Annotated in this window: 16 protein-coding genes; 8 read left to right on the forward strand and 8 right to left on the reverse strand. The window is 65.4% G+C overall.

Annotation, left to right across the window (positions count from 1 at the left end):
- Positions 1–3 precede the first annotated feature (3 nt).
- Positions 4–747 (forward strand): response regulator, encoded by a 744-nt coding sequence (locus AB3X94_RS29000; protein ID WP_368591670.1) that lies wholly within the window; start codon positions 4–6, stop codon positions 745–747.
- Between the two features lie 38 nt (positions 748–785).
- Here the strand turns inward: AB3X94_RS29000 and AB3X94_RS29005 are convergent, their stop codons facing one another.
- Both AB3X94_RS29005 and AB3X94_RS29010 read right to left on the reverse strand, forming a co-directional pair.
- Complete coding sequence (locus tag AB3X94_RS29005; RefSeq protein WP_368613385.1) at positions 786–2,681, reverse strand: ATP-binding protein; 1,896 nt, start codon at positions 2,679–2,681, stop codon at positions 786–788.
- 238 nt (positions 2,682–2,919) lie between these two features.
- Positions 2,920–3,078 (reverse strand): hypothetical protein, encoded by a 159-nt coding sequence (locus tag AB3X94_RS29010; RefSeq protein WP_368613386.1) that lies wholly within the window; start codon positions 3,076–3,078, stop codon positions 2,920–2,922.
- Here AB3X94_RS29010 and AB3X94_RS29015 point away from each other — a divergent pair.
- Entirely contained in the window at positions 3,077–3,868 is a 792-nt protein-coding gene (locus tag AB3X94_RS29015; protein WP_176105692.1) for a hypothetical protein, read from the forward strand. The genes AB3X94_RS29010 and AB3X94_RS29015 overlap by 2 nt on opposite strands.
- 268 nt (positions 3,869–4,136) lie before the next feature.
- On the forward strand, positions 4,137–7,553 hold the full coding sequence (locus AB3X94_RS29020; RefSeq protein ID WP_368613387.1) for an alpha/beta fold hydrolase: 3,417 nt from the start codon (positions 4,137–4,139) through the stop codon (positions 7,551–7,553).
- Between the two features lie 236 nt (positions 7,554–7,789).
- On the opposite strand, the gene AB3X94_RS29025 is transcribed toward AB3X94_RS29020, so the two are convergent.
- Positions 7,790–9,226: an FAD-binding oxidoreductase gene (locus AB3X94_RS29025; protein WP_176105690.1), complete on the reverse strand. Its 1,437-nt coding sequence runs from the start codon at positions 9,224–9,226 to the stop codon at positions 7,790–7,792.
- Between the two features lie 11 nt (positions 9,227–9,237).
- Complete coding sequence (locus AB3X94_RS29030) at positions 9,238–10,212, reverse strand: isopenicillin N synthase family oxygenase (RefSeq protein WP_176105689.1); 975 nt, start codon at positions 10,210–10,212, stop codon at positions 9,238–9,240.
- A 238-nt stretch (positions 10,213–10,450) separates the two neighbouring features.
- Here AB3X94_RS29030 and AB3X94_RS29035 point away from each other — a divergent pair, with 238 nt between their 5' ends.
- Genes AB3X94_RS29035 through hutC (AB3X94_RS29055) form a run of 5 tightly spaced genes read left to right on the forward strand, consistent with a single transcriptional unit; the run spans position 10,451 to position 14,380 of the window.
- On the forward strand, positions 10,451–11,278 hold the full coding sequence (locus AB3X94_RS29035) for a transporter substrate-binding domain-containing protein (RefSeq protein WP_176105688.1): 828 nt from the start codon (positions 10,451–10,453) through the stop codon (positions 11,276–11,278).
- Between the two features lie 50 nt (positions 11,279–11,328).
- Positions 11,329–11,979: an amino acid ABC transporter permease gene (locus AB3X94_RS29040; protein ID WP_176105687.1), complete on the forward strand. Its 651-nt coding sequence runs from the start codon at positions 11,329–11,331 to the stop codon at positions 11,977–11,979.
- A 28-nt stretch (positions 11,980–12,007) separates the two neighbouring features.
- Positions 12,008–12,670 (forward strand): amino acid ABC transporter permease, encoded by a 663-nt coding sequence (locus AB3X94_RS29045; protein WP_176105686.1) that lies wholly within the window; start codon positions 12,008–12,010, stop codon positions 12,668–12,670.
- 13 nt (positions 12,671–12,683) lie between these two features.
- The gene (locus AB3X94_RS29050; RefSeq protein WP_368613388.1) at positions 12,684–13,571 is read left to right on the forward strand and encodes an amino acid ABC transporter ATP-binding protein; all 888 of its coding nucleotides are present in this window, start codon (positions 12,684–12,686) and stop codon (positions 13,569–13,571) included.
- On the forward strand, positions 13,568–14,380 hold the full coding sequence (hutC, locus tag AB3X94_RS29055; protein WP_176105685.1) for a histidine utilization repressor: 813 nt from the start codon (positions 13,568–13,570) through the stop codon (positions 14,378–14,380). The genes AB3X94_RS29050 and hutC (AB3X94_RS29055) overlap by 4 nt, the downstream gene beginning before the upstream one ends.
- Positions 14,381–14,400: 20 nt before the next feature.
- Here the strand turns inward: hutC (AB3X94_RS29055) and hutC (AB3X94_RS29060) are convergent, their stop codons facing one another.
- The 4 genes from hutC (AB3X94_RS29060) to AB3X94_RS29075 form a co-directional block, all read right to left on the reverse strand.
- Positions 14,401–15,180 (reverse strand): histidine utilization repressor, encoded by a 780-nt coding sequence (hutC, locus tag AB3X94_RS29060; protein ID WP_176105684.1) that lies wholly within the window; start codon positions 15,178–15,180, stop codon positions 14,401–14,403.
- A gap of 112 nt (positions 15,181–15,292) precedes the next feature.
- Entirely contained in the window at positions 15,293–15,973 is a 681-nt protein-coding gene (locus AB3X94_RS29065) for an isoprenylcysteine carboxylmethyltransferase family protein (protein WP_176105683.1), read from the reverse strand.
- Between the two features lie 23 nt (positions 15,974–15,996).
- Positions 15,997–16,833, reverse strand: coding sequence for an arylamine N-acetyltransferase (locus tag AB3X94_RS29070; protein ID WP_368613389.1), 837 nt, complete (start codon positions 16,831–16,833; stop codon positions 15,997–15,999).
- An 86-nt stretch (positions 16,834–16,919) separates the two neighbouring features.
- Positions 16,920–17,597 (reverse strand): hypothetical protein, encoded by a 678-nt coding sequence (locus AB3X94_RS29075; protein ID WP_176105681.1) that lies wholly within the window; start codon positions 17,595–17,597, stop codon positions 16,920–16,922.
- Positions 17,598–17,608 lie beyond the last annotated feature (11 nt).

Below are 17,608 nucleotides of genomic sequence, written 5' to 3' on the forward strand. Positions count from 1 at the left end.
ATCATGAAGTTTCTTGTAGCCGACGACCATGAACTGATCCGGCAAGGCGTCAAAGGCATGCTGCGCGGCTTCGATCCCGACGCCCAGTTCGACGAAGCCGACAGCTGGGAAACCCTTGCGACCGCCGCGCGCCCCGACGCCAATCACGATCTGGCGATCGTCGATCTGCATATGCCGGGGATGAGCGGCGCGACGTCGCTCGAATCGCTGCTGAAGGCGAATCCGGCGCTGCCGGTCGTGGTGCTGTCCGCGGAGGAATCGCCCGACGAGATGCGCGCGGTGCTCGCGGCCGGCGCGCTCGGTTTCGTGCCGAAGCGCCAGCCCGCCAGCGTGATGCTGAAGGCAATCGAACTGGTGCTGTCCGGCGGCGCTTATGTGCCGATGGAAGCGCTGAGTCTGCTCGGCACGCGCGAGACGCAGGCGGCCGGCTGCGCGGGCGCAGAGGCGGATGCATCGGCAGCAGCGCCGCCCCCGAGCGCCGCCGCGCAGACCGAACCGCTCAGGCCGGTGCCGTCGCTGCAGCCGCACCAGCAGCATTTGCTGGAGAATCTGTCACCGCGTCAGCAGGACATCATGCGGCTCGTGCATCGCGGCTGGACCAACAAGATGATCGCGCGCGATCTCGGCGTCGCCGAGGGTACCGTGAAGGTGCATCTGTCGGTGATCTTCCGCGCGCTCGGCGTGCATAACCGCTCGACGGCGATCGCGGTAATCAATGGATGGCTGGAGGCGGGGAAAACGCTTTAGCGCTGCGCCGCAGCGCCAACCGTCGCTGATTCCCGTTGCTAAGGCTGCGTTTCGCTTTGCGCCCCGGAGCCCGCTTCCGTTTGCGGCGAGCCGCCCCCCGCGCGCGACTGCGCTGAACCGACCTGTGCCGCCCCGTCTCCCAACACTACTGGGCCCGCCAGCCGCCCCTTGTCGAGTTCCGTCTGCTGCCACAGCATTTCCAGCGTGCGCCGCAACCGCGCCGGCGTCACCGGCTTGTGCAGCACTGGAATTCCCTGCAACGCGAGCGCCGCCAGCTCCGCCGACGCCATATCGCCGGTGATCAGCAGCGTGACCACATTGCCGTGCCCCTCGCGCGCGAGCGCGCCGCGCATCGCGCTCAGCGCCTGCGCGCCGGTGCGACGATTGGCGAGCTGGTAGTCGCACAGCACCGCGTCGGGCACGAAGCCGTCCGCCAGCGCGGCGAGCGCACCGGCCTCGTCGCGCGCGACGCGCACCTCGCAGCCCCAGCGCTCGAGCAGGCTCACGAGGCCTTCGAGTATCGACGGCTCGTCGTCGATGCACAGCACGCGCCGCCCCAGCGAAGCCGGGCCGCCCGCGACCGAATCGTTCAGACTCGCGACGATGCCGCTCGCGTCGCCTGCCTGCACCGCAAAGCGAAACACCGAGCCGCGCCCCGGCGCCGAGCGCAGCTGCAACTCGCCGCCGAGCAGGCCGACCAGCCGCCTGACGGTCGGCAATCCGAGCCCATGTCCCTGACGCGCGTCGCGCTGCGGATTCTCGACCTGGTAAAACTCCTCGAAAATGCGCTGATGCTCCTCCGGCGCAATGCCGACGCCCGAATCGCGCACCTCGATATAGCCGCCCTTTTGTCGCCCCGCGCGCCGGAAGCCGAGCCAGATCGCGCCTTGCTCGGTATAACGCACCGCGTTCGACAGCAGATTGCTGAGCACGCGCTCGAGCAGCACGGGATCGTCATAGACGACCATCGAAGTCGGCGCGATGCGCAGCGCGAGCCCCTTCGCCGCGGCCTGCGGACGATACTGGCTGCCGACCCGCTCGAACAGCTCGGCGAGCCGGAAGTGCAACCGGATCACCTGGGTCACCCCGCTTTCTAGCCGCGCGAGATCGAGCACCTGGTTGAACAGCTGATTGAGCGCCTCGACGTTATAGACGATGTGCCCGGCCGTCTTCGCGTGCTGCGCGGGCGTCGCCGCCGGGTCGTTCAGCGACGCCGCGAGCAGGCCGATCGCATGCAGCGGCTGGCGCAGATCGTGGCTTGCGGCCGCGAAAAAGCGCGTCTTCGCGAGGCTCGCTTCCTCGGCGACGCGCTTTTGCGCGGCCAGCGATTCCGCGAGGTACTGCTGATCGACACGCGCCTGCACGACCTGGCGAAACAGCTTGCGATAGCTCATCGCGTAGACGTTGATCGCGCAGAAGAAAAACGCGAGCACGATCGCGAGAATCGTGCGATCGAACGTATGCGAGCCGAAATGCAGCACGATCGACGGCAGCAGCAGAAACGGAATCGACGTCGAAAAATTGAGGAGATCGAACCCATTCGACATGAACACGCCGGCCGCGAGCGTCACCAGCAGCACCGTATGCAATAGCGGCAGATCGGTTTGCGGACTCTGGAACGCGAACCACACCGCGAAGCCCGGTCCGCTGTACAGGAGCACGCCGCGCAGCGCGTGCAGATAGATCCAGTCGCGCGGCGACAGCAGCTGCGGATAGCGACGATTGCAGATCCACAGCGTGAGGCCCGCGCAATTGGCGAGCGCATAAAAAACGAAGCACGCGATAAACAACGGCGGCGCCGGCACATGCGGCCAGTAGATCGCCACCAGCACCGCGATCGAAAACCAGTGCGAAAAGAACGCGATCGGGTCCTGCGCGTAGAGCACGCGCACGAGGTCTTCGTCGATGGCACGCTGGATCGGGTCGGCCCGCATCGGGCGGTCTCCTCTGTCGATCGGCGTTAGCGCTATAGCGCCTGCTCCGATCCCACGCAGTTTGATCGCGGGGGCATGGCAACTACGTCGAGACGAAGCACTGACCAGGCGGCGGTGCTCCGGGAAAGCCGCGGTCGAACCGGGCGACCAAACGCGCCGCCCGCGCGCTTCATTCTACGGCGAATGCGCACGCTTCAGACGAATCGTCAGCAATCCGTCAGAAGGTTTACCCGGCAGTTTACCCATCAGCTAACACTTCTTCCATATAGGCGAAGGTCTTGCCGCGAACCATACTGCATTCACGTTTCAGCGCGGCATCACAGGCAACTTCCCCCGCTTCGCGGCCCACGCGCCGCGGCTCACCGCGCTCCCTGCCAACCGTGACGGAGGTTTCCATGGGCGCAGTCCCGAGCTACGAATTCGCCCGCCGACTCGACGACGCGATCCTGCCCGACCTGTGGCGCAGACGCACCCGGCTCTCCGCGGACGAAATGGTGTCGATGGTCGAACTGGTCAAGCGCGCGTTGCGGACCTATCACCCGCTCGAATTGCAGGCCCTCGGCGAGGACAAGGAAGAACTGGTCGCGCAGTTCATCTACGCGAAGGTGTTGCGCCTCGCGCCCGGCCACACCGAAACGAACGCCTGCGCCGACAGCGCGCCGTCCAACAGCTACGCAGTGTGCGCGTATTTCCGCCGCTATCTGATCGACTGCCTGCGCAGCGCGTGCCATCAGCGCAACGTGTCGATGGAAACCGAGGGCGTCGCGCAGGAAATCGATCTGCACGCGCACGCGCTCGAAGACCCGGTGGAAAGCGTGCTGCTGCAATACGGCCTCGACGAACAACAGGTGCGGCGCGCGGCGCGCGAGTTCATCGAAGGGCTCGACGAACCGGAGCGGATCGTGCTGGCCGGCAGCCTCGGCTGGTGCTCGGAAGGCAAAGGCGGGCTTTCGGCGGTGGCGGCGCAGCATCGAGTGCCCTCTTATCACTATCGCGCCGTCAAACTCGGCGTCACGATGAAAAAGACGGCCGGCGCCGCGGAATTTTCCAACACCAAGATCGGCCGCTGGCTCACCGACGCGCTCGGCATCGAGATCGACGTCGACAGTCGCGCGGCGATTCTGGTTGCGCTGAATCTGCTCGCGGCGGAATCGAGCGATAGCGAATTCAATGAAGTGGCCGCGTAATAGTTCGGAGAACCAACAGGCCACATAAGAAGCGGAGTAAGAGCGCATGCCCGTACGGCCGGGTACACCCGGCAATGGCCGGCCGGTCATGCCGCCCTGAACGTCGCACGCTACGACTTCGGCGCGCCCCTTCATGGCGCGCATTTTTTGCATTCGCTTTTTTTGCAGCGATATTCCGCCTACGATAAAAAAGCTGCCGCAGCACGCCGTCTTTGTTCCGAAGCCGCGCTTCCTTTCCCCGCATCCGATTCCAGACGAGGTGGTCCTGATGAACCGCTTATCGAGCGCGCCGACGGCGCTGCAACGGCATTACGAGGTGGTGGTGATTGGCTCGGGCTACGGCGGCGCGATCGCCGCGAGCCGCATGGCGCGCGCGGGCCGTCGCGTATGCGTGCTCGAGCGCGGCCGCGAATTCATGGCCGGCGAGTATCCGCGCACGCCCGTACAGGGCGCCGAGAATATCCAGTACAACACGGCCGAGGCGCAGATCGGTTCGCCGCTCGCGCTGCTCGAAGTGCACGTGAACGAGGACGTCAACGCGGTGGTGGGCTGCGGGCTCGGCGGCACGTCGCTGATCAATGCGAACGTCGCGCTCGAGGCCGATCCGCGCCTGTGGGACGACCCGCGCTGGCCCGCCGCGCTGCGCGCCGACAAAGCCGGACGCGACGACGGCTATGCGCTCGCCCGGACAATGCTGTCGCCCTCGCCGGTCCCCGACGACTTCCCGCCGCTGCCGAAGCTGCAGGCGCTCGAAAAATCGGCGCAGGCGCTCGGCATGGCGGACCGCTTCAGCCGTCCGCCGATCACGGTCACGTTCGAGAACGGCCCGAACGCGGCGGGCGTCGAGCAGCAGCGCTGCGTCGGTTGCGGCGATTGCAACTCGGGTTGCAACTACGACGCGAAGAACTCGACCCACATGAACTATCTGCCCGACGCGGTCGCCCACGGCGCGCAGATTTTCACCGGCACGGCCGTGCATTCGGTGCTGCGCGATCCCGACACCCAGCAATGGAAGGTCAACTTCCAGCTCGTGAAGCTGGGCCGCGAAAGCTACGACGCGCCCGATCTGTTCGTGCTGGCCGATATCGTCATCGTCGCGGCGGGCACGATCGGCTCGACCGCGCTGCTGCTGCGCTCGCGCGCCGCCGGCTTGAGCACGTCGGAGATGCTCGGCCAGCACTTCACCGGCAACGGCGACGTGCTCGCCTTCGCATACAACACGAAGGACCCGATCAACGGCGTCGGCTGGGGCGAGCACAAGCCAGGGCAGATTCCTCCGGTCGGGCCGACCATCACCGGCCTGATCGACAATCGCGCCGCCGAGAAAAACGTCAGGGATGGCTATGTGATCGAGGAAGGCTCGCTGGCCGGGCCGGTCGGCGAAGCGCTCGTCGGCATGCTCGGCGCGGTCGCGCCGCTCGAAGGCGTGGATGCGGCCGGCGCCCCGTCGCTGCTCGAACGCGCGGCCTACGACGCCCGCACGATCGAGAGCCTGATCCGCGGCCCGTACCACGGTGCGCTCAATCACACGCAAAGCTACCTCGTGATGGCGCACGACGACGAAAGTGGCCGCATCAAGATCGGAGATAAAGGCCGTGCGCGCATCGAATGGAAAAACGCCGGACGCCAGCCGATCTTCCAGACCGTCGAGGACGCGCTGATCGAGGCCAGCAAGCCGCTCGGCGGCAAATATCTGCGCAACCCGATTTCGACGAAGATCGCCGGCCGGCGCACCGTGACCGTGCATCCGCTCGGCGGCTGCGGCATGGCGGAGGACGCCGCGCATGGCGTGGTCGATCATCTGGGCCGCGTGTTCAGCGCCACGGACGGCGCCGCGGTGCATGACGGTCTCTACGTGATGGATGGCGCGGTGATGCCGATGTCGCTCGGCGTCAATCCGCTCCTGACCATCTCCGCGCTCGCCGAACGCAACTGCGCGCTGCTGGCCAAAGCGCACGACTGGTCGATCGATTACGCGTCGAAGGGCACCGCCGCCGCGCCGCCCGCGCAGAAGATCGGCCTGCGCTTCACCGAGACGATGGTCGGCACCTACACGCCCGAGGTGGCGGGCGAAGCTGCAAAGAGCCCGATCGAATTCACGCTGACGGTCGAGTCCGACGATCTCGCCGACATGCTGAGCAACCCGGATCACCTCGCGCGCACCGCCGGCACGCTGACCTGCGGCGCCCTCTCCGCACAACCGCTGACGATCAGCGACGGCACGTTCAACCTGTTCGTCGTCGATGAGTCCGACGTCGACGAGCGCAACATGAACTACCGGATGACGCTCGACGCGGCCGAAGGCAACACCTGGTATCTGACCGGCAGGAAGATCATCACGCGCACGTCGCCGATCAACCTGTGGGAGCAGACCAACACGCTGTATGCGGAGATACGCGCGTCGGATAAGGACGATGCGCCCGTCGTGGGCACCGCCACGCTCGTCATTACGCCGGAAAACTTCCTGAAGCAGCAGCGCACCCTCGAAGTCACGCACGCGCCCGACCTGAAGACACGCCTCGAATGGACGCTGAAGTTCGGCAAATTCTTCGCGGGCGTGCTGTTCACCGAATACGGCGGCGTCGCCGCGCCGCTGCAGTTCTACGATCCCTACACGCCGCCGCGCGCCAAGCGCACGCTGCGCGCGCCGGCGCCGCAGATCACCTACTTCGATACACCGGACCGCACGCGGCTCAAGCTCACGCGCTACTTCGATCCAGCCGCGGACAAAGAGTCGAAACCGGTCCTACTGATCCACGGCTCGGGCGTCTCGAGCCGCATCTTCTCGACCGATCTGATCTCGACGAACCTCGTCGAATATCTGGTCGCGTCGGGCTACGACGTATGGCTCGTCGATCTGCGCGTCAGCATCGAACTGCCGAGCGTGCTCGTGCCGGCCAACGTCGACATGGTCGCGCGCGAGGACATTCCCGCCGCGGTCGCGAAGATTCGCGAGGTGACTGGCGCGCCGAACATCCAGGTACTCGGCCACTGCCTGGGCGGCCTCGCACTCAGCATGTCGCTGCTATACGGACTCGAGGGTGTGCGCTCGGCGGTGATTTCGCAGGTGTCCGCACATCCGGTGCCGGGCACGCTGCAACGGATCAAGGCCGGCTTGCATATTCCCGACCTGATGCAGCATCTGCGCATCCGCGACCTCACTGCCTATACGCAGGAAGATTCGTGGCCCGCGAACCTGTTCGACGAAGCGCTGCGTCTCTATCCGGTCGATCACGACGAGGGCTGCGGCAATGCGATCTGTCATCGCGCGACGTTCCTGTATGGCCTGCTCTATGAGCACGACAAGCTGAACGAGACGCTGCATGCGAACCTGCAGGAACTGTTCGGCATTCACGACATGGCCGTGTTCCAGCATCTGGCCACGATGGTCCGCGCAGGCCATGTCGTCGATGCGCGCGGCGACGACGTGTATCTGAGCGGTGCAAACGGCATGAAAGGACTGGAGGGCATGCGTTTGCCGATCGGCTTCATCCACGGCGAGAAGAACGAAACCTATCTGCCGGTCAGCACCGAACGCACTTACGACCTGCTGCGCGAGCGCTTCCCCGAGCAGCCGTACGAGCGGCATCTGGTTCCCGGCTATGGGCATATCGACTGCATCTTCGGCAAGAACGCGGCGGTCGATGTTTATCCGCTGGTCGTCCGCTATCTGAACGCGCATTGACGGCGCGGCATCGCCGATGTGCCACGCGTTGTCCGCGCGTGGCGGGTTCTCGTCGCGCCGCCATTCCGGTATGGTTGCGGTTGCGCATCGATCTCCTTCGCCCTCTGTAACCATACCGATGAAAAGATTCCTTCTGGCCTTGTTCACTGCCGGGCTGCTCGGCAACGGCGTCGCGGCCACGCAAGTACAGGCAGCCGAACTTCACGTGATGACCTCGGGTGGCTTCACCATCAGTATCAAAACAGCTTGCCCGGATTCAGAACGCCGTGCGGATCGAGCGCATGCTTGATCGCGACCATCGCGGCAAGCTCGGCTGGCGAGCGTGAAATCGGCAGGAACTCGCGCTTGAGTGAACCGATGCCATGCTCCGCCGACACCGATCCGCGCAACGGCCCCAGCATCTCGTAGACAAACGCATAGACCGAGTGATGATCGACGCCAGGAATCGAATGGCCATCAACGGTCAGATGCAGATTCGAATCACCGATATGCCCGAAGAAATACGCTTCGTTGCCGGGCCAGCGCTGATCGAGCGCCGCGCGGCAACGGTCGACGAACCTGCCGATCTCGCCGATCGGCAAACTCACGTCGAAGTTGATCGGGTCGAGCTTGAGCGGAAACTCCGCGGTGCACTCGCGGATCGCCCATAGCGCGCGCGCATCGGCGACCGACTGCGCGATCACCGCGTCGCGCAGCGCGCCCGCCTGTAGCGCATCGCTCAGCGCTTGCGCGAAGCGTTCGCCAGCGTCGTCGGCATCGAAGCCCGCGTGCTCGATCAACGCATAGAGCGGATACGCGGCGTCGAACGGCGAGCGCGCGCCGGTCAGCTTCACGCCGAAATCGTAAAAGTCCGGCCACATGAGCTCGAACGCGCCGATGTCGTTGCCGAAGCGCGTCGCGAGACGGCGCAGCAGGCTCACCGCGGCATCGTAATCGTTCAGCGCCACTAGCGCCGTATGACGCGCCGCGCGTCGCGGATGCAGCCGCAACACCGCGCGCGTGATCACGCCGAGCGTGCCCTCCGAACCGATGAACCAGTGCTTCAGGTCATAGCCGGTGTTGTTCTTGACCATCTTGCCGAGCGAACTGAGCACGTCGCCATTCGCGAGCACCACTTCGAGACCGAGCACCTGATCGCGCGCGGTGCCGGACTGGATCACGCGATTGCCGCCCGCGTTGGTCGCCAGATTGCCGCCGATCTGGCATGAGCCGCGGGCGCCGAGATCGAGCGCGAGTTCGAAGCCTGCTTGCTCGGCGGCTTCCTGCGCGGCCTGCAACGTGGTGCCGGCACGCACGGTCAGTGTGGCCGACGCCGCGTCGAGTTCTTCGACACCGCTCAAGCGTTCCAGCGACAACGCGATATCGTTGGCGCGCGCGATCGCGCCGCCCGCGAGTCCGGTCATGCCGCCTTGTGGCACCACTGGCTGATGCGCGGCGTGGCAGATCGCGAGCGCGCGCGATACCTCGTCGGTCGTGCGCGGCAGCAGCAACGCCGCCGGACGTGTCGGCTCGTGGCGCGTCCAGTCGGTCATCGCGTGTTCGCCGATCTGTTCGCCGACGCGCACCGCGTCGGCGCCGAGCGCGGCGCGCAACGCCTCGAGTGTCGTCGCGAGAGGCGCGGTCGCGCTTGCGATCTGGGTCCTCTTGTCTTCAGTGATGCTCTGCTCTGTCATGCAGGAGTTCCTTACCGTGCCGTAGCGGCGAGCTTCTTACGATAACCCATCGAATCGTTGATGCGGCCGAGGATATAGTCACCCGCGGCGACCGGCTGATATTTGCTTTGCGCGTCGCTCGCGCCCAGCTCACGGGGATCGACGAGCGCGCCATAGGTCGGATCGTAGAACGTCGCGATCGAATAGCGCTCGCGCCCCGATGCATTGATCACGCGATGCAGCGTCGAGCGAAAGCGGTCGTTGGTCCAGCGCGCGAGCAGATCGCCGACGTTCACGACGAAGCTGCCTTCGACGGGCGGCGCCTCGACCCAAGTATCGTTGGCGATTTCGCGCACCTGCAGGCCGCCGACCTGATCCTGCCACAGCAAGGTGATGCAGCCGTAGTCGGTATGCGGCGCCACGCCGAACTGATCTTCATCCGATTGCGGCGGCTGCGGCGGGTAGTAGACCATTTGCGTGCGCTGCATGCGCTTCGTGTAGCGCGGCACGAAGAAATTTTCTTCGACGCCGAGGCTCACCGCGACCGCGCGCAGCAGATCGGCGCCGCACGCGCCGACCGCCTCGTAATAGTCATACAGCACCGGCCGCAACCCGGGCATGAAGTCCGGCCAGTTGTTCGGCCCGCGCAGTGCTTGCCCCGCCAGCACGTCGGGATCGTCTTCCGGCAGTTCGAGGCCGATGCTGAAGAACTCCTTGTAGTCGGGACGCTTGGCCTGGTACATCGTCGCGTCGCCCAGCGCATTGAAACCGCGATGCCGATGATTGACGGCCGCGCGTCGTTTGGTGTCGACCGGAAACGCGAAGAAGGTGCGCGCGGCTTGCGCGGCGGCATCGATCGTCGCTTGCGGTACGCCGTGATTGACGATGTAGAAAAAACCGATCGTCGTACACGCTTCATGAATTTCTTTCGCGACGCGTCGGAGCGCCTGCTGATCGCCCGCGCGCACGCCGGCGACATCGATGATCGGAATGCGAGTCGCGGGCATCGCGCTGCTCCTTGGAGGATCGGTATTGCAGTGGTATATACCGCCAAAAGCACTGCTGCAAGTTGCTTCGCGTACCTCCATATAAGGGCTTTTCTCTACTCGCGCGAGCATTTATTTTTCGCCGGAAACGCAGTATATACTGCCCTGCAGGGCCCGCGATCTGCGTCGGCGCGGCGGGTCCACAACCAAGACTTCGACACGCCGGCCACCCAACACCAATTCGCCCCCGGAGAACCCCATGCGTATCCTTGCAGGCTGGAAATGTGGTCTGGTCGTGCTGGCGCTGTGCGCGGCGAGCGTCGCAGCGCACGCCGAAGACCAGCTCGCCAAAGTGAAGAAAGCCGGCGAACTGGTGGTCGGCACCGAAATGCAGTTCGCACCGTTCGACTTCCTCGAGAACGGTCAGCAGGCCGGCTTCAACAAAGACCTGTTCGCGGAGATCGGCAAGGAAATCGGCGTCAAGGTGCGCTTCATCGATCTGCCGTGGCCGAGCGTGCTGCCCGGTCTCGAAGCGGGCAAGTTCGATATGGTCGGCGGCCCGTTGACGGTCACGAAGGCGCGCATGGAACGCTACACGTACACGCTGCCCGTCGCCGATGCGACCGACGCGCTGCTCAAGCGCGCGAACGATGCGTCGATCAAGCAATCGGCGGATAGCGCGGGCAAAACGATCGGCGCGGGCAAGGGCTCCGCGCAGCTCGATCAGCTGAAGAGCTACGCGGCCACGCTGCCGAAGCCGCCAGAAATCCGCGAGTACGTCGACAACAATCAGGCTTACGCGGACCTCGCGGCAGGCCGCATCGCCGCGGTGGCGAACTCGATGACCAACATCGCGTATGTCGCCAAGCAGCGCCCCGAGATGTTCGCGGTCGTGCAGCCGCCGTTCGGCGCGAAGGTCTATTTCGCATATGCATTGCGTAAAGACGCCGACAGCAAGCCGCTCGCCGACGCGTTCAACGCGGCGCTCGTGAAGATGCAAAAGGATGGCCGGCTCGCCGCGTTGCAGAAGAAGTGGTTCGGTGTCGCGATGGAGATGCCTTCCACGATGCCCACGCCGAACTACTGAGCGTCCGTGGGCGGCACGCGTCGTCCTTCCCGTTCCACCGGCCGCGACCCATGTTCAACACGACCGTCTTCGTTCAGGGCCTGCCGCTGCTGCTGCATGCGGCGCTCGCCACCGTCGGCATTTCGCTGACGGGGCTCGTGATCGGCTTCTTCGTCGGCATCGGCGTATGCACCGCGCGGCTGTCGCAGCATCGCGCCGCGCGGCTCGCGGGCGGCGCCTACGTGTTCTTCTTTCGTGGCGTGCCGATGCTCGTGCAATTGCTGCTCGTCTACTACCTGTTGCCGTTCGCCGGTATCAACGTGTCGCCGATCGTCGCCGCGATCAGCGCGGTGTCGTTGTGCTCGGCCTCGTATATAGCCGAGATTCTGCGCGGCGGGTTTCTAAGCATCCCGCCCGGACATCTCGAAGCCGCGCGCATGCTCGGGCTTTCCCCGCTCGATACGCTGCGGCGCATTCTGGTGCCGCAAGCATTCCGTTTGACACTGCCGTCGCTCGTCAACGAAATGGTGCTGCTGATCAAGGCTTCTTCGCTGATCTCGGTGGTCGGCGTCGCCGAGTTGACGCGCACCGCGCAGAACATCGCCGCGAGCACTTACCGGCCCCTCGAAGCGTATGTCGCGGCAGGGCTGATCTACTTCGTGATCTGCGGTTCGCTCGCGCTCGTCGCGCATGCGGCCGAGCACCGTTTGCAGCACGCCTGAATCGACTCACGTTTAAGCCAACCTCGCCATGCAAACGTTCGATCCGACCGTCATCACGCACAACCTGCAGCCTATCGCCGCCGGTCTCGCGACGACGCTCGCCAGCTGGGCCGCGGGCGTCGCGATCGGTCTCGTGATCGGCTTCCTGATCGCGGTGCTGCAACTGTTCTGCGGACGCTGGCTGCGCGCCGCGCTGCGCGTCTATATCGAACTGTTGCGCGGCACGCCGTTTCTCGTGCAGCTGTTTCTGCTGTACTACGGCGGCCCGTCGATCGGGCTCACGCTCGAACCGATGACGGCCGGCATCGTCGGCCTGGGTCTCTACGGCAGCGCGTATTTCGCCGAGGCGTTCCGCTCCGGCTTCCAGTCGGTGCCCAAAGGCCATCTCGAAGCGGCGTCGTGTCTCGGGCTCACGCGCTGGCAGGCGATCGCACGCATCCAGGCGCCGCAGATGCTGGTGCTGATCGTGCCCGCGCTGACCAATCTGATCATCGTGCTGAGCAAGGAAACGGCCGTGCTGTCGATCGTCACGGTGCCCGAACTGACCTTCGTGCTGACCGGTATCGGCTCGGCCACCTTCGCTTTCGTCGAAACGCTGCTGGTGCTGTGCGTGTGCTATCTCGCGCTGGTCGAGCTGACCTCGCGCGCGGGCATGTGGGCCGAAGCCCGTCTCGCACGCTTCATGGCATGATTCCGGGACCCCTATGAACGCCATCGCCGACATGCACTCCCCCGCGCAATCATCCGCGCCGTCCGCCAGCGCAACGGCGAACGCATCGAATGCCGCGCCGCTGATCGAAGTGCGCGATCTGCGCAAACGCTTCGGCGACGTCGAGGTGCTGCGCGGCATCGATCTCGAGATCGCGCGCTCGGAAGTGGTCTGCATCATCGGGCCGTCGGGCTCGGGCAAGAGCACGCTGCTGCGCTGCCTCGCCGCGCTCGAAACCTACGATCACGGCGACGTGCGCATCGAAGGCGCACTGCTCGGCTATACCGAGCGCAACGGCAAACGCGTGCGCGCGTCGCATGGCGAGATCAACCGCGTGCGCCGCAACGTCGGCATGGTGTTCCAGCAGTTCAACCTGTGGCCGCACATGACCGCGCTCGGCAACGTGATGGAAGCGCTGCTGCGCGTGCGGCGCCTGTCGAACGACGAAGCGCGCCGCCGCGCGAACGCGATGCTGGAGACGGTCGGCCTCGCACACAAGGGCGATGCGTATCCGGCGAAGCTGTCGGGCGGTCAGCAGCAGCGCGTCGCGATTGCACGCGCGCTCGCGATGGAGCCGCACATCATGCTGTTCGATGAACCGACTTCGGCGCTCGATCCAGAGCTCGTCGGCGAAGTGCTGCTGGTGATGAAGCAGCTCGCGCGCGACGGCATGACGATGGCCGTGGTCACGCACGAAATGGGCTTCGCCGCGCAGGTCGCCGACAAGGTCATGTTCATCGACCAAGGCCGCATTGCCGTGCAGGGCAAGCCGCGCGACGTGTTTCACGATGCCGCGCAGCCGCGTCTGCGGCAGTTTCTGCAAAACTATTTCGACCGTAATGCGTTCTGGACGCGCGGCCCAGACGACACCCAGCCCCTATGAGCACCACCGCTCGCAGCAAGCCTCACGGCAAATTCTCCGCCAGCGCGGCCCGCGCCGCGGCCAGAACCGCGCGCGGCAGTGATGAGGCGCCCGCCGCGCGCTATGAGCAGGTCAAGCAGCACATCCGCCAGATCATCGACTCGGGCGAACGCCAGGCGGGCGATCGTCTGCCCTCCGAACTCGATCTCGTCGGGACGCTCGGCGTATCGCGGATGACGGTCAACCGCGCGCTGCGCGAGCTCGCAGACGCGGGGCTCGTCACCCGCGTATCGGGCGTCGGCACTTTCGTCGCACCGAACAAGCCGCAATCCACGCTATTGATGATCGCCCATATCGGCGACGAGATCCGCTCGCGCGGCCACGCATATCGTTGCGACATGGTGCTATTGCAGCGCGAGACCGCATCGGTCACGGTGTCGAACGCATTGGGGCTGGCGCCGGGCGCTTCGGTGTTTCACGTGGTCTGCGTGCATCGCGAGAACGGCCTGCCGGTGCAGCTCGAAGATCGCTATGTGAATCCGGCCGTCGCGCCGGATTTTCTGCAGCACGATTTTTCGGCGCTGAAGCCGTCCGAGTATCTGCTGACGGCCGTGCCGATGCACGATCTCGAACACGTCGTGGACGCGGCGCTGCCGACGCCCGCCGAAGCCGAGCTGCTCGAGATTCACGCGGAGGAACCGTGCCTGACGCTGACACGCCGCACGTGGACGAGCGGCGTTGCGGTGACGTTCGCGCGTTTCGTGCATCCGGGTTCGCGCTACCGGCTTGGTTGCCGCTTTTCGCCGAATACGTCGCAGCGGCAGGGATAAAGCGTGCTTCAGCAACCGGGCTACACGGTCCCCGCCAGATGAAACCGCGACGCCGGATGCCATAGCCGCACCGACGTCGCGACGTTCTCGCCGACCCACGTGCGCCGCCACAGCAGCAGACACGGCTCGCCGATATCCATCATCAGATGACGCCGCACATAGGCGTCGGGCTTCTGCGCATAGATGCGAAACTCGGCACGCTGCACGGGCGCGAGCCGCACCATGTAGTGATTCGGTGTTTCGACCGAGAAGTCCTGTTGCAGATATTCGGGGAACACTTTCGGATTGACGAAACGGTCCTCGTATTGAATCGGCTCGCCCTCCTCGCTGTGCACGATGCACGAATGAAACGCGGGACCGCTCGCGAGACCGAGCGCTTCGAGCGCCTCGGCGTCGTGGCTCGGTTCGAGCGTCAGCACGCGCGCCGAATGACGATGACCGCGCGCGGCGATTTCATCGGCGATATTGCGGATCTCCAGCACCGTCGATTCATATCGCTGCGGCGCGACGAAGGTGCCCGAGCCTTGCACGCGCGTGAGCACGCGCTCGGCGGTCAGCTCGCGCAGCGCGCGCGACACCGTCATGCGCGCGACGCCGAACTCCTTGACCAGCTCCGTTTCGGAAGGAATCAGTCCGCCCGGCTTCCATGCGCCTTCGCTGATGCGCTTGAGCACGTAGCGTTTGATCTGCTCGTAGGCGGGCATCGCCTTGACCGGCGTGTCGCGGTTGCGATCGGCGGCGTCCTGGTTCTGCTCGGCCTGTGCGGCGGGCGCGATGCGCGCCTGTGTAGTTGTTTTCACTCCAAACCTCATCGGTGATTCGCCGGTGTTACATCAGGTACACCGTGGCCGGTTCTCCGGCGGCCGGGAGCCATCTTACCCGCTTCGACGGCGGCGAGACCACCTGGACGCGCTACCAGATAAACGGCACGAAACGATAACGCACACGTTCCATGTACGCCGTGTAGCCGTCGAGTTGCTCGGCCAGCAGCCGCTCCTCGCGCACCGCGCGCCAGCCCATGCCGTACGCCATCACGGGCAGCGCCACAAGCCCCCACCACGAGCCGAGCATCAAGGGCGTGCCGACGAAGAACACCAGCGCGGCCGCGTACATCGGATGACGGACGTACGCGTAAGGCCCGGTGTCGGCGACCTTGTGCCCGCGGCTCGCCTGAACCTTGACCACCGGCGCGGCGTAGCTGTTCGCGCGAAACACGAAGCGGCACATGAAGATGCACAGGAACACGCATAGCGCGCCGAAGCCCATCAGCCACAACGGCAGCGGCCCGGACCAGCGAAACCGCATCGCGTCGAAGCCCATCAGGACCAGCCAGCCGCACCACGCGGCTCCGATCGCGACCATGAACACACGATCCCAGCGGCTCTGCTGCGCCTGCACGAACGGCGCGAGCCGCTCCGCGAGCAGCGCGGGATCATGACGCGCGAGCCACAAGCCGACCCACAGGCTCAACACCACCAGCTCCAGCAGATACCACCACGCGGCCGGCCACGCGAGCGTGCCGGCCGCGCCGAACAGCAGCACGCCCATGAACGCCAGCCAGGCCAGCGATTGCAGGATCAGACGTGCGACCATCGCGGCTCCCTCATGGGCTGGTGTTATGCGGACGCATCACGCGTGCGCACGCGCTCGAACACGTCGGCGATATCGATGTCCTCCAGGTTCAAGCCGAAGCGCTCGCGCAGGCAGTCGGCGAGTTCGGCGGCACTCGCGAGGCGCCGTTCGCTGACGATCTGCCCTTGCGCGTCGCGCTCGTTCAACTGATCGTTGAATAGCGCGAGGCGCAGTTCGGGTAGCACGCGGCACGCCAGCAGGTTATTCACGAACTTCGAATCGGGCGACGTCGACGTGTACCAGTTCGAGATTTCATAGTCGACCCACTCGACTGCGCGCAGATCGACGTGATAGACGCGCGACCAGCTCTCGTCCGGCGCCAGCACCTCGAGATAGACGGTGTCGTGCCCCGCGTTGGCGAGACGGAACGTGCCGAGCGGAATCGGTTGTGCAAGGCCGGCGGTCAGGCGCAGCGGCGCGGTCAGCGTGACGCCGCCGAAGCCGACGTCGGCGATCCATTCGTCGCCGTCGATATCGACACGCAGCACCATGTGCGTACGCGGCGAGATCGTGCCGGGCTCGCGGCCCCATATGACGCGCGCAAGCATCGGCGTGATCTTGAAGCCGAGTTGCATCAGCACGTTCGCGAACAGAATATTCTGCTCGAAGCAGTAGCCACCGCGCTTTTGGGTCACGAGCTTGCGTTCGATCGCTGCGAGCTCGAGCCTGACCGGCTGGCGAGTCAGCGGGTTCAGGTTCTCGAACGGGATCGCGGCGGGATGGAGCAGGTGAATCGCCCGCAGCACTTCGAGCGTGGCGGCGCGCGGGCCCTGATAGCCGATGCGGGCGAAGTAGTTTTCCAGATTGACGGAGTGGGACATCGGCGGAATTCCAGTTGAGGAGCGGGTTCGACGCGATCATAGCGCTTTCGCGCTGAATCGATCGCGCGAGGCGAAGCGAAACGCGCCTACATGCCCTTCAACGCCGACGTCGCGATCGACGGCACCGTAATACCGTGGCTCGACGCGAACTGCACGGCCGAGCTCAGCGTCGACATCAGCGACTGCAACTGCCCCGGCGCCGACTGCGCGATATACGAAGCGCTTTGCGCGGTCTGCGGATTGAGGCCCGATTGCAGCAGCGACGACGGACTCATCTGACCAAGGCTGCCAAGCCCCGACTGCAAGCTCGAATACTGGCTCACTCCCTTGCCGAGCGACGACAGCCCCTGGGTGAACGCTTCCTTGTTGACCGGCGTCGCCGACGCGCCGCCACTTGCATGATTTGCGAACGCATCGGTGAGCTTCTGCGACAGCGACTCCTGTGTGCTGCCGACCTGCGTCAACTGACTGACCGACGGCGTGCCACCGCTGAGCAGCCCCGCCGCCTGCTGCGCCTGGCCGGCCGCACTCGTCATGCCCATCGCCGACGCGAGGCTCGACTGCCCGCTCAGCACCTGCTGGTTCGCGCCAACATAGCTCTGCAGCAGCTGCGACACGCCGCCCGACGACGCCCCGGCACCGGCCGAGCTGTCACCGCCCCCGCCGATACCGAACTGCTTCAGATTCAACTGCGCGTGCGCGGCGCCGCCCAACAACAGACCGCCACTCGCCAGCAACGAAACCAGAAGAATGCGCTTGCTCATTTCGACCTCCT

This window comes from Paraburkholderia sp. BR10923 (assembly GCF_040948765.1).
Lineage (GTDB): Bacteria > Pseudomonadota > Gammaproteobacteria > Burkholderiales > Burkholderiaceae > Paraburkholderia > Paraburkholderia youngii.

Coding starts and splice junctions, on each gene's coding strand:
- AB3X94_RS29040 (WP_176105687.1), top strand. CDS start 11,329: ATGTTCAACACGACCGTCTTCGTTCAGGGCCTGCCGCTGCTGCTGCAT.
- AB3X94_RS29035 (WP_176105688.1), top strand. CDS start 10,451: ATGCGTATCCTTGCAGGCTGGAAATGTGGTCTGGTCGTGCTGGCGCTG.
- hutC (WP_176105685.1), top strand. CDS start 13,568: ATGAGCACCACCGCTCGCAGCAAGCCTCACGGCAAATTCTCCGCCAGC.
- AB3X94_RS29000 (WP_368591670.1), top strand. CDS start 4: ATGAAGTTTCTTGTAGCCGACGACCATGAACTGATCCGGCAAGGCGTC.
- AB3X94_RS29010 (WP_368613386.1), bottom strand. CDS start 3,078: ATGGAAACCTCCGTCACGGTTGGCAGGGAGCGCGGTGAGCCGCGGCGC.
- AB3X94_RS29075 (WP_176105681.1), bottom strand. CDS start 17,597: ATGAGCAAGCGCATTCTTCTGGTTTCGTTGCTGGCGAGTGGCGGTCTG.
- AB3X94_RS29070 (WP_368613389.1), bottom strand. CDS start 16,833: ATGTCCCACTCCGTCAATCTGGAAAACTACTTCGCCCGCATCGGCTAT.
- AB3X94_RS29030 (WP_176105689.1), bottom strand. CDS start 10,212: ATGCCCGCGACTCGCATTCCGATCATCGATGTCGCCGGCGTGCGCGCG.
- AB3X94_RS29045 (WP_176105686.1), top strand. CDS start 12,008: ATGCAAACGTTCGATCCGACCGTCATCACGCACAACCTGCAGCCTATC.
- AB3X94_RS29025 (WP_176105690.1), bottom strand. CDS start 9,226: ATGACAGAGCAGAGCATCACTGAAGACAAGAGGACCCAGATCGCAAGC.
- AB3X94_RS29050 (WP_368613388.1), top strand. CDS start 12,684: ATGAACGCCATCGCCGACATGCACTCCCCCGCGCAATCATCCGCGCCG.
- AB3X94_RS29015 (WP_176105692.1), top strand. CDS start 3,077: ATGGGCGCAGTCCCGAGCTACGAATTCGCCCGCCGACTCGACGACGCG.
- AB3X94_RS29020 (WP_368613387.1), top strand. CDS start 4,137: ATGAACCGCTTATCGAGCGCGCCGACGGCGCTGCAACGGCATTACGAG.
- AB3X94_RS29065 (WP_176105683.1), bottom strand. CDS start 15,973: ATGGTCGCACGTCTGATCCTGCAATCGCTGGCCTGGCTGGCGTTCATG.
- AB3X94_RS29005 (WP_368613385.1), bottom strand. CDS start 2,681: ATGCGGGCCGACCCGATCCAGCGTGCCATCGACGAAGACCTCGTGCGC.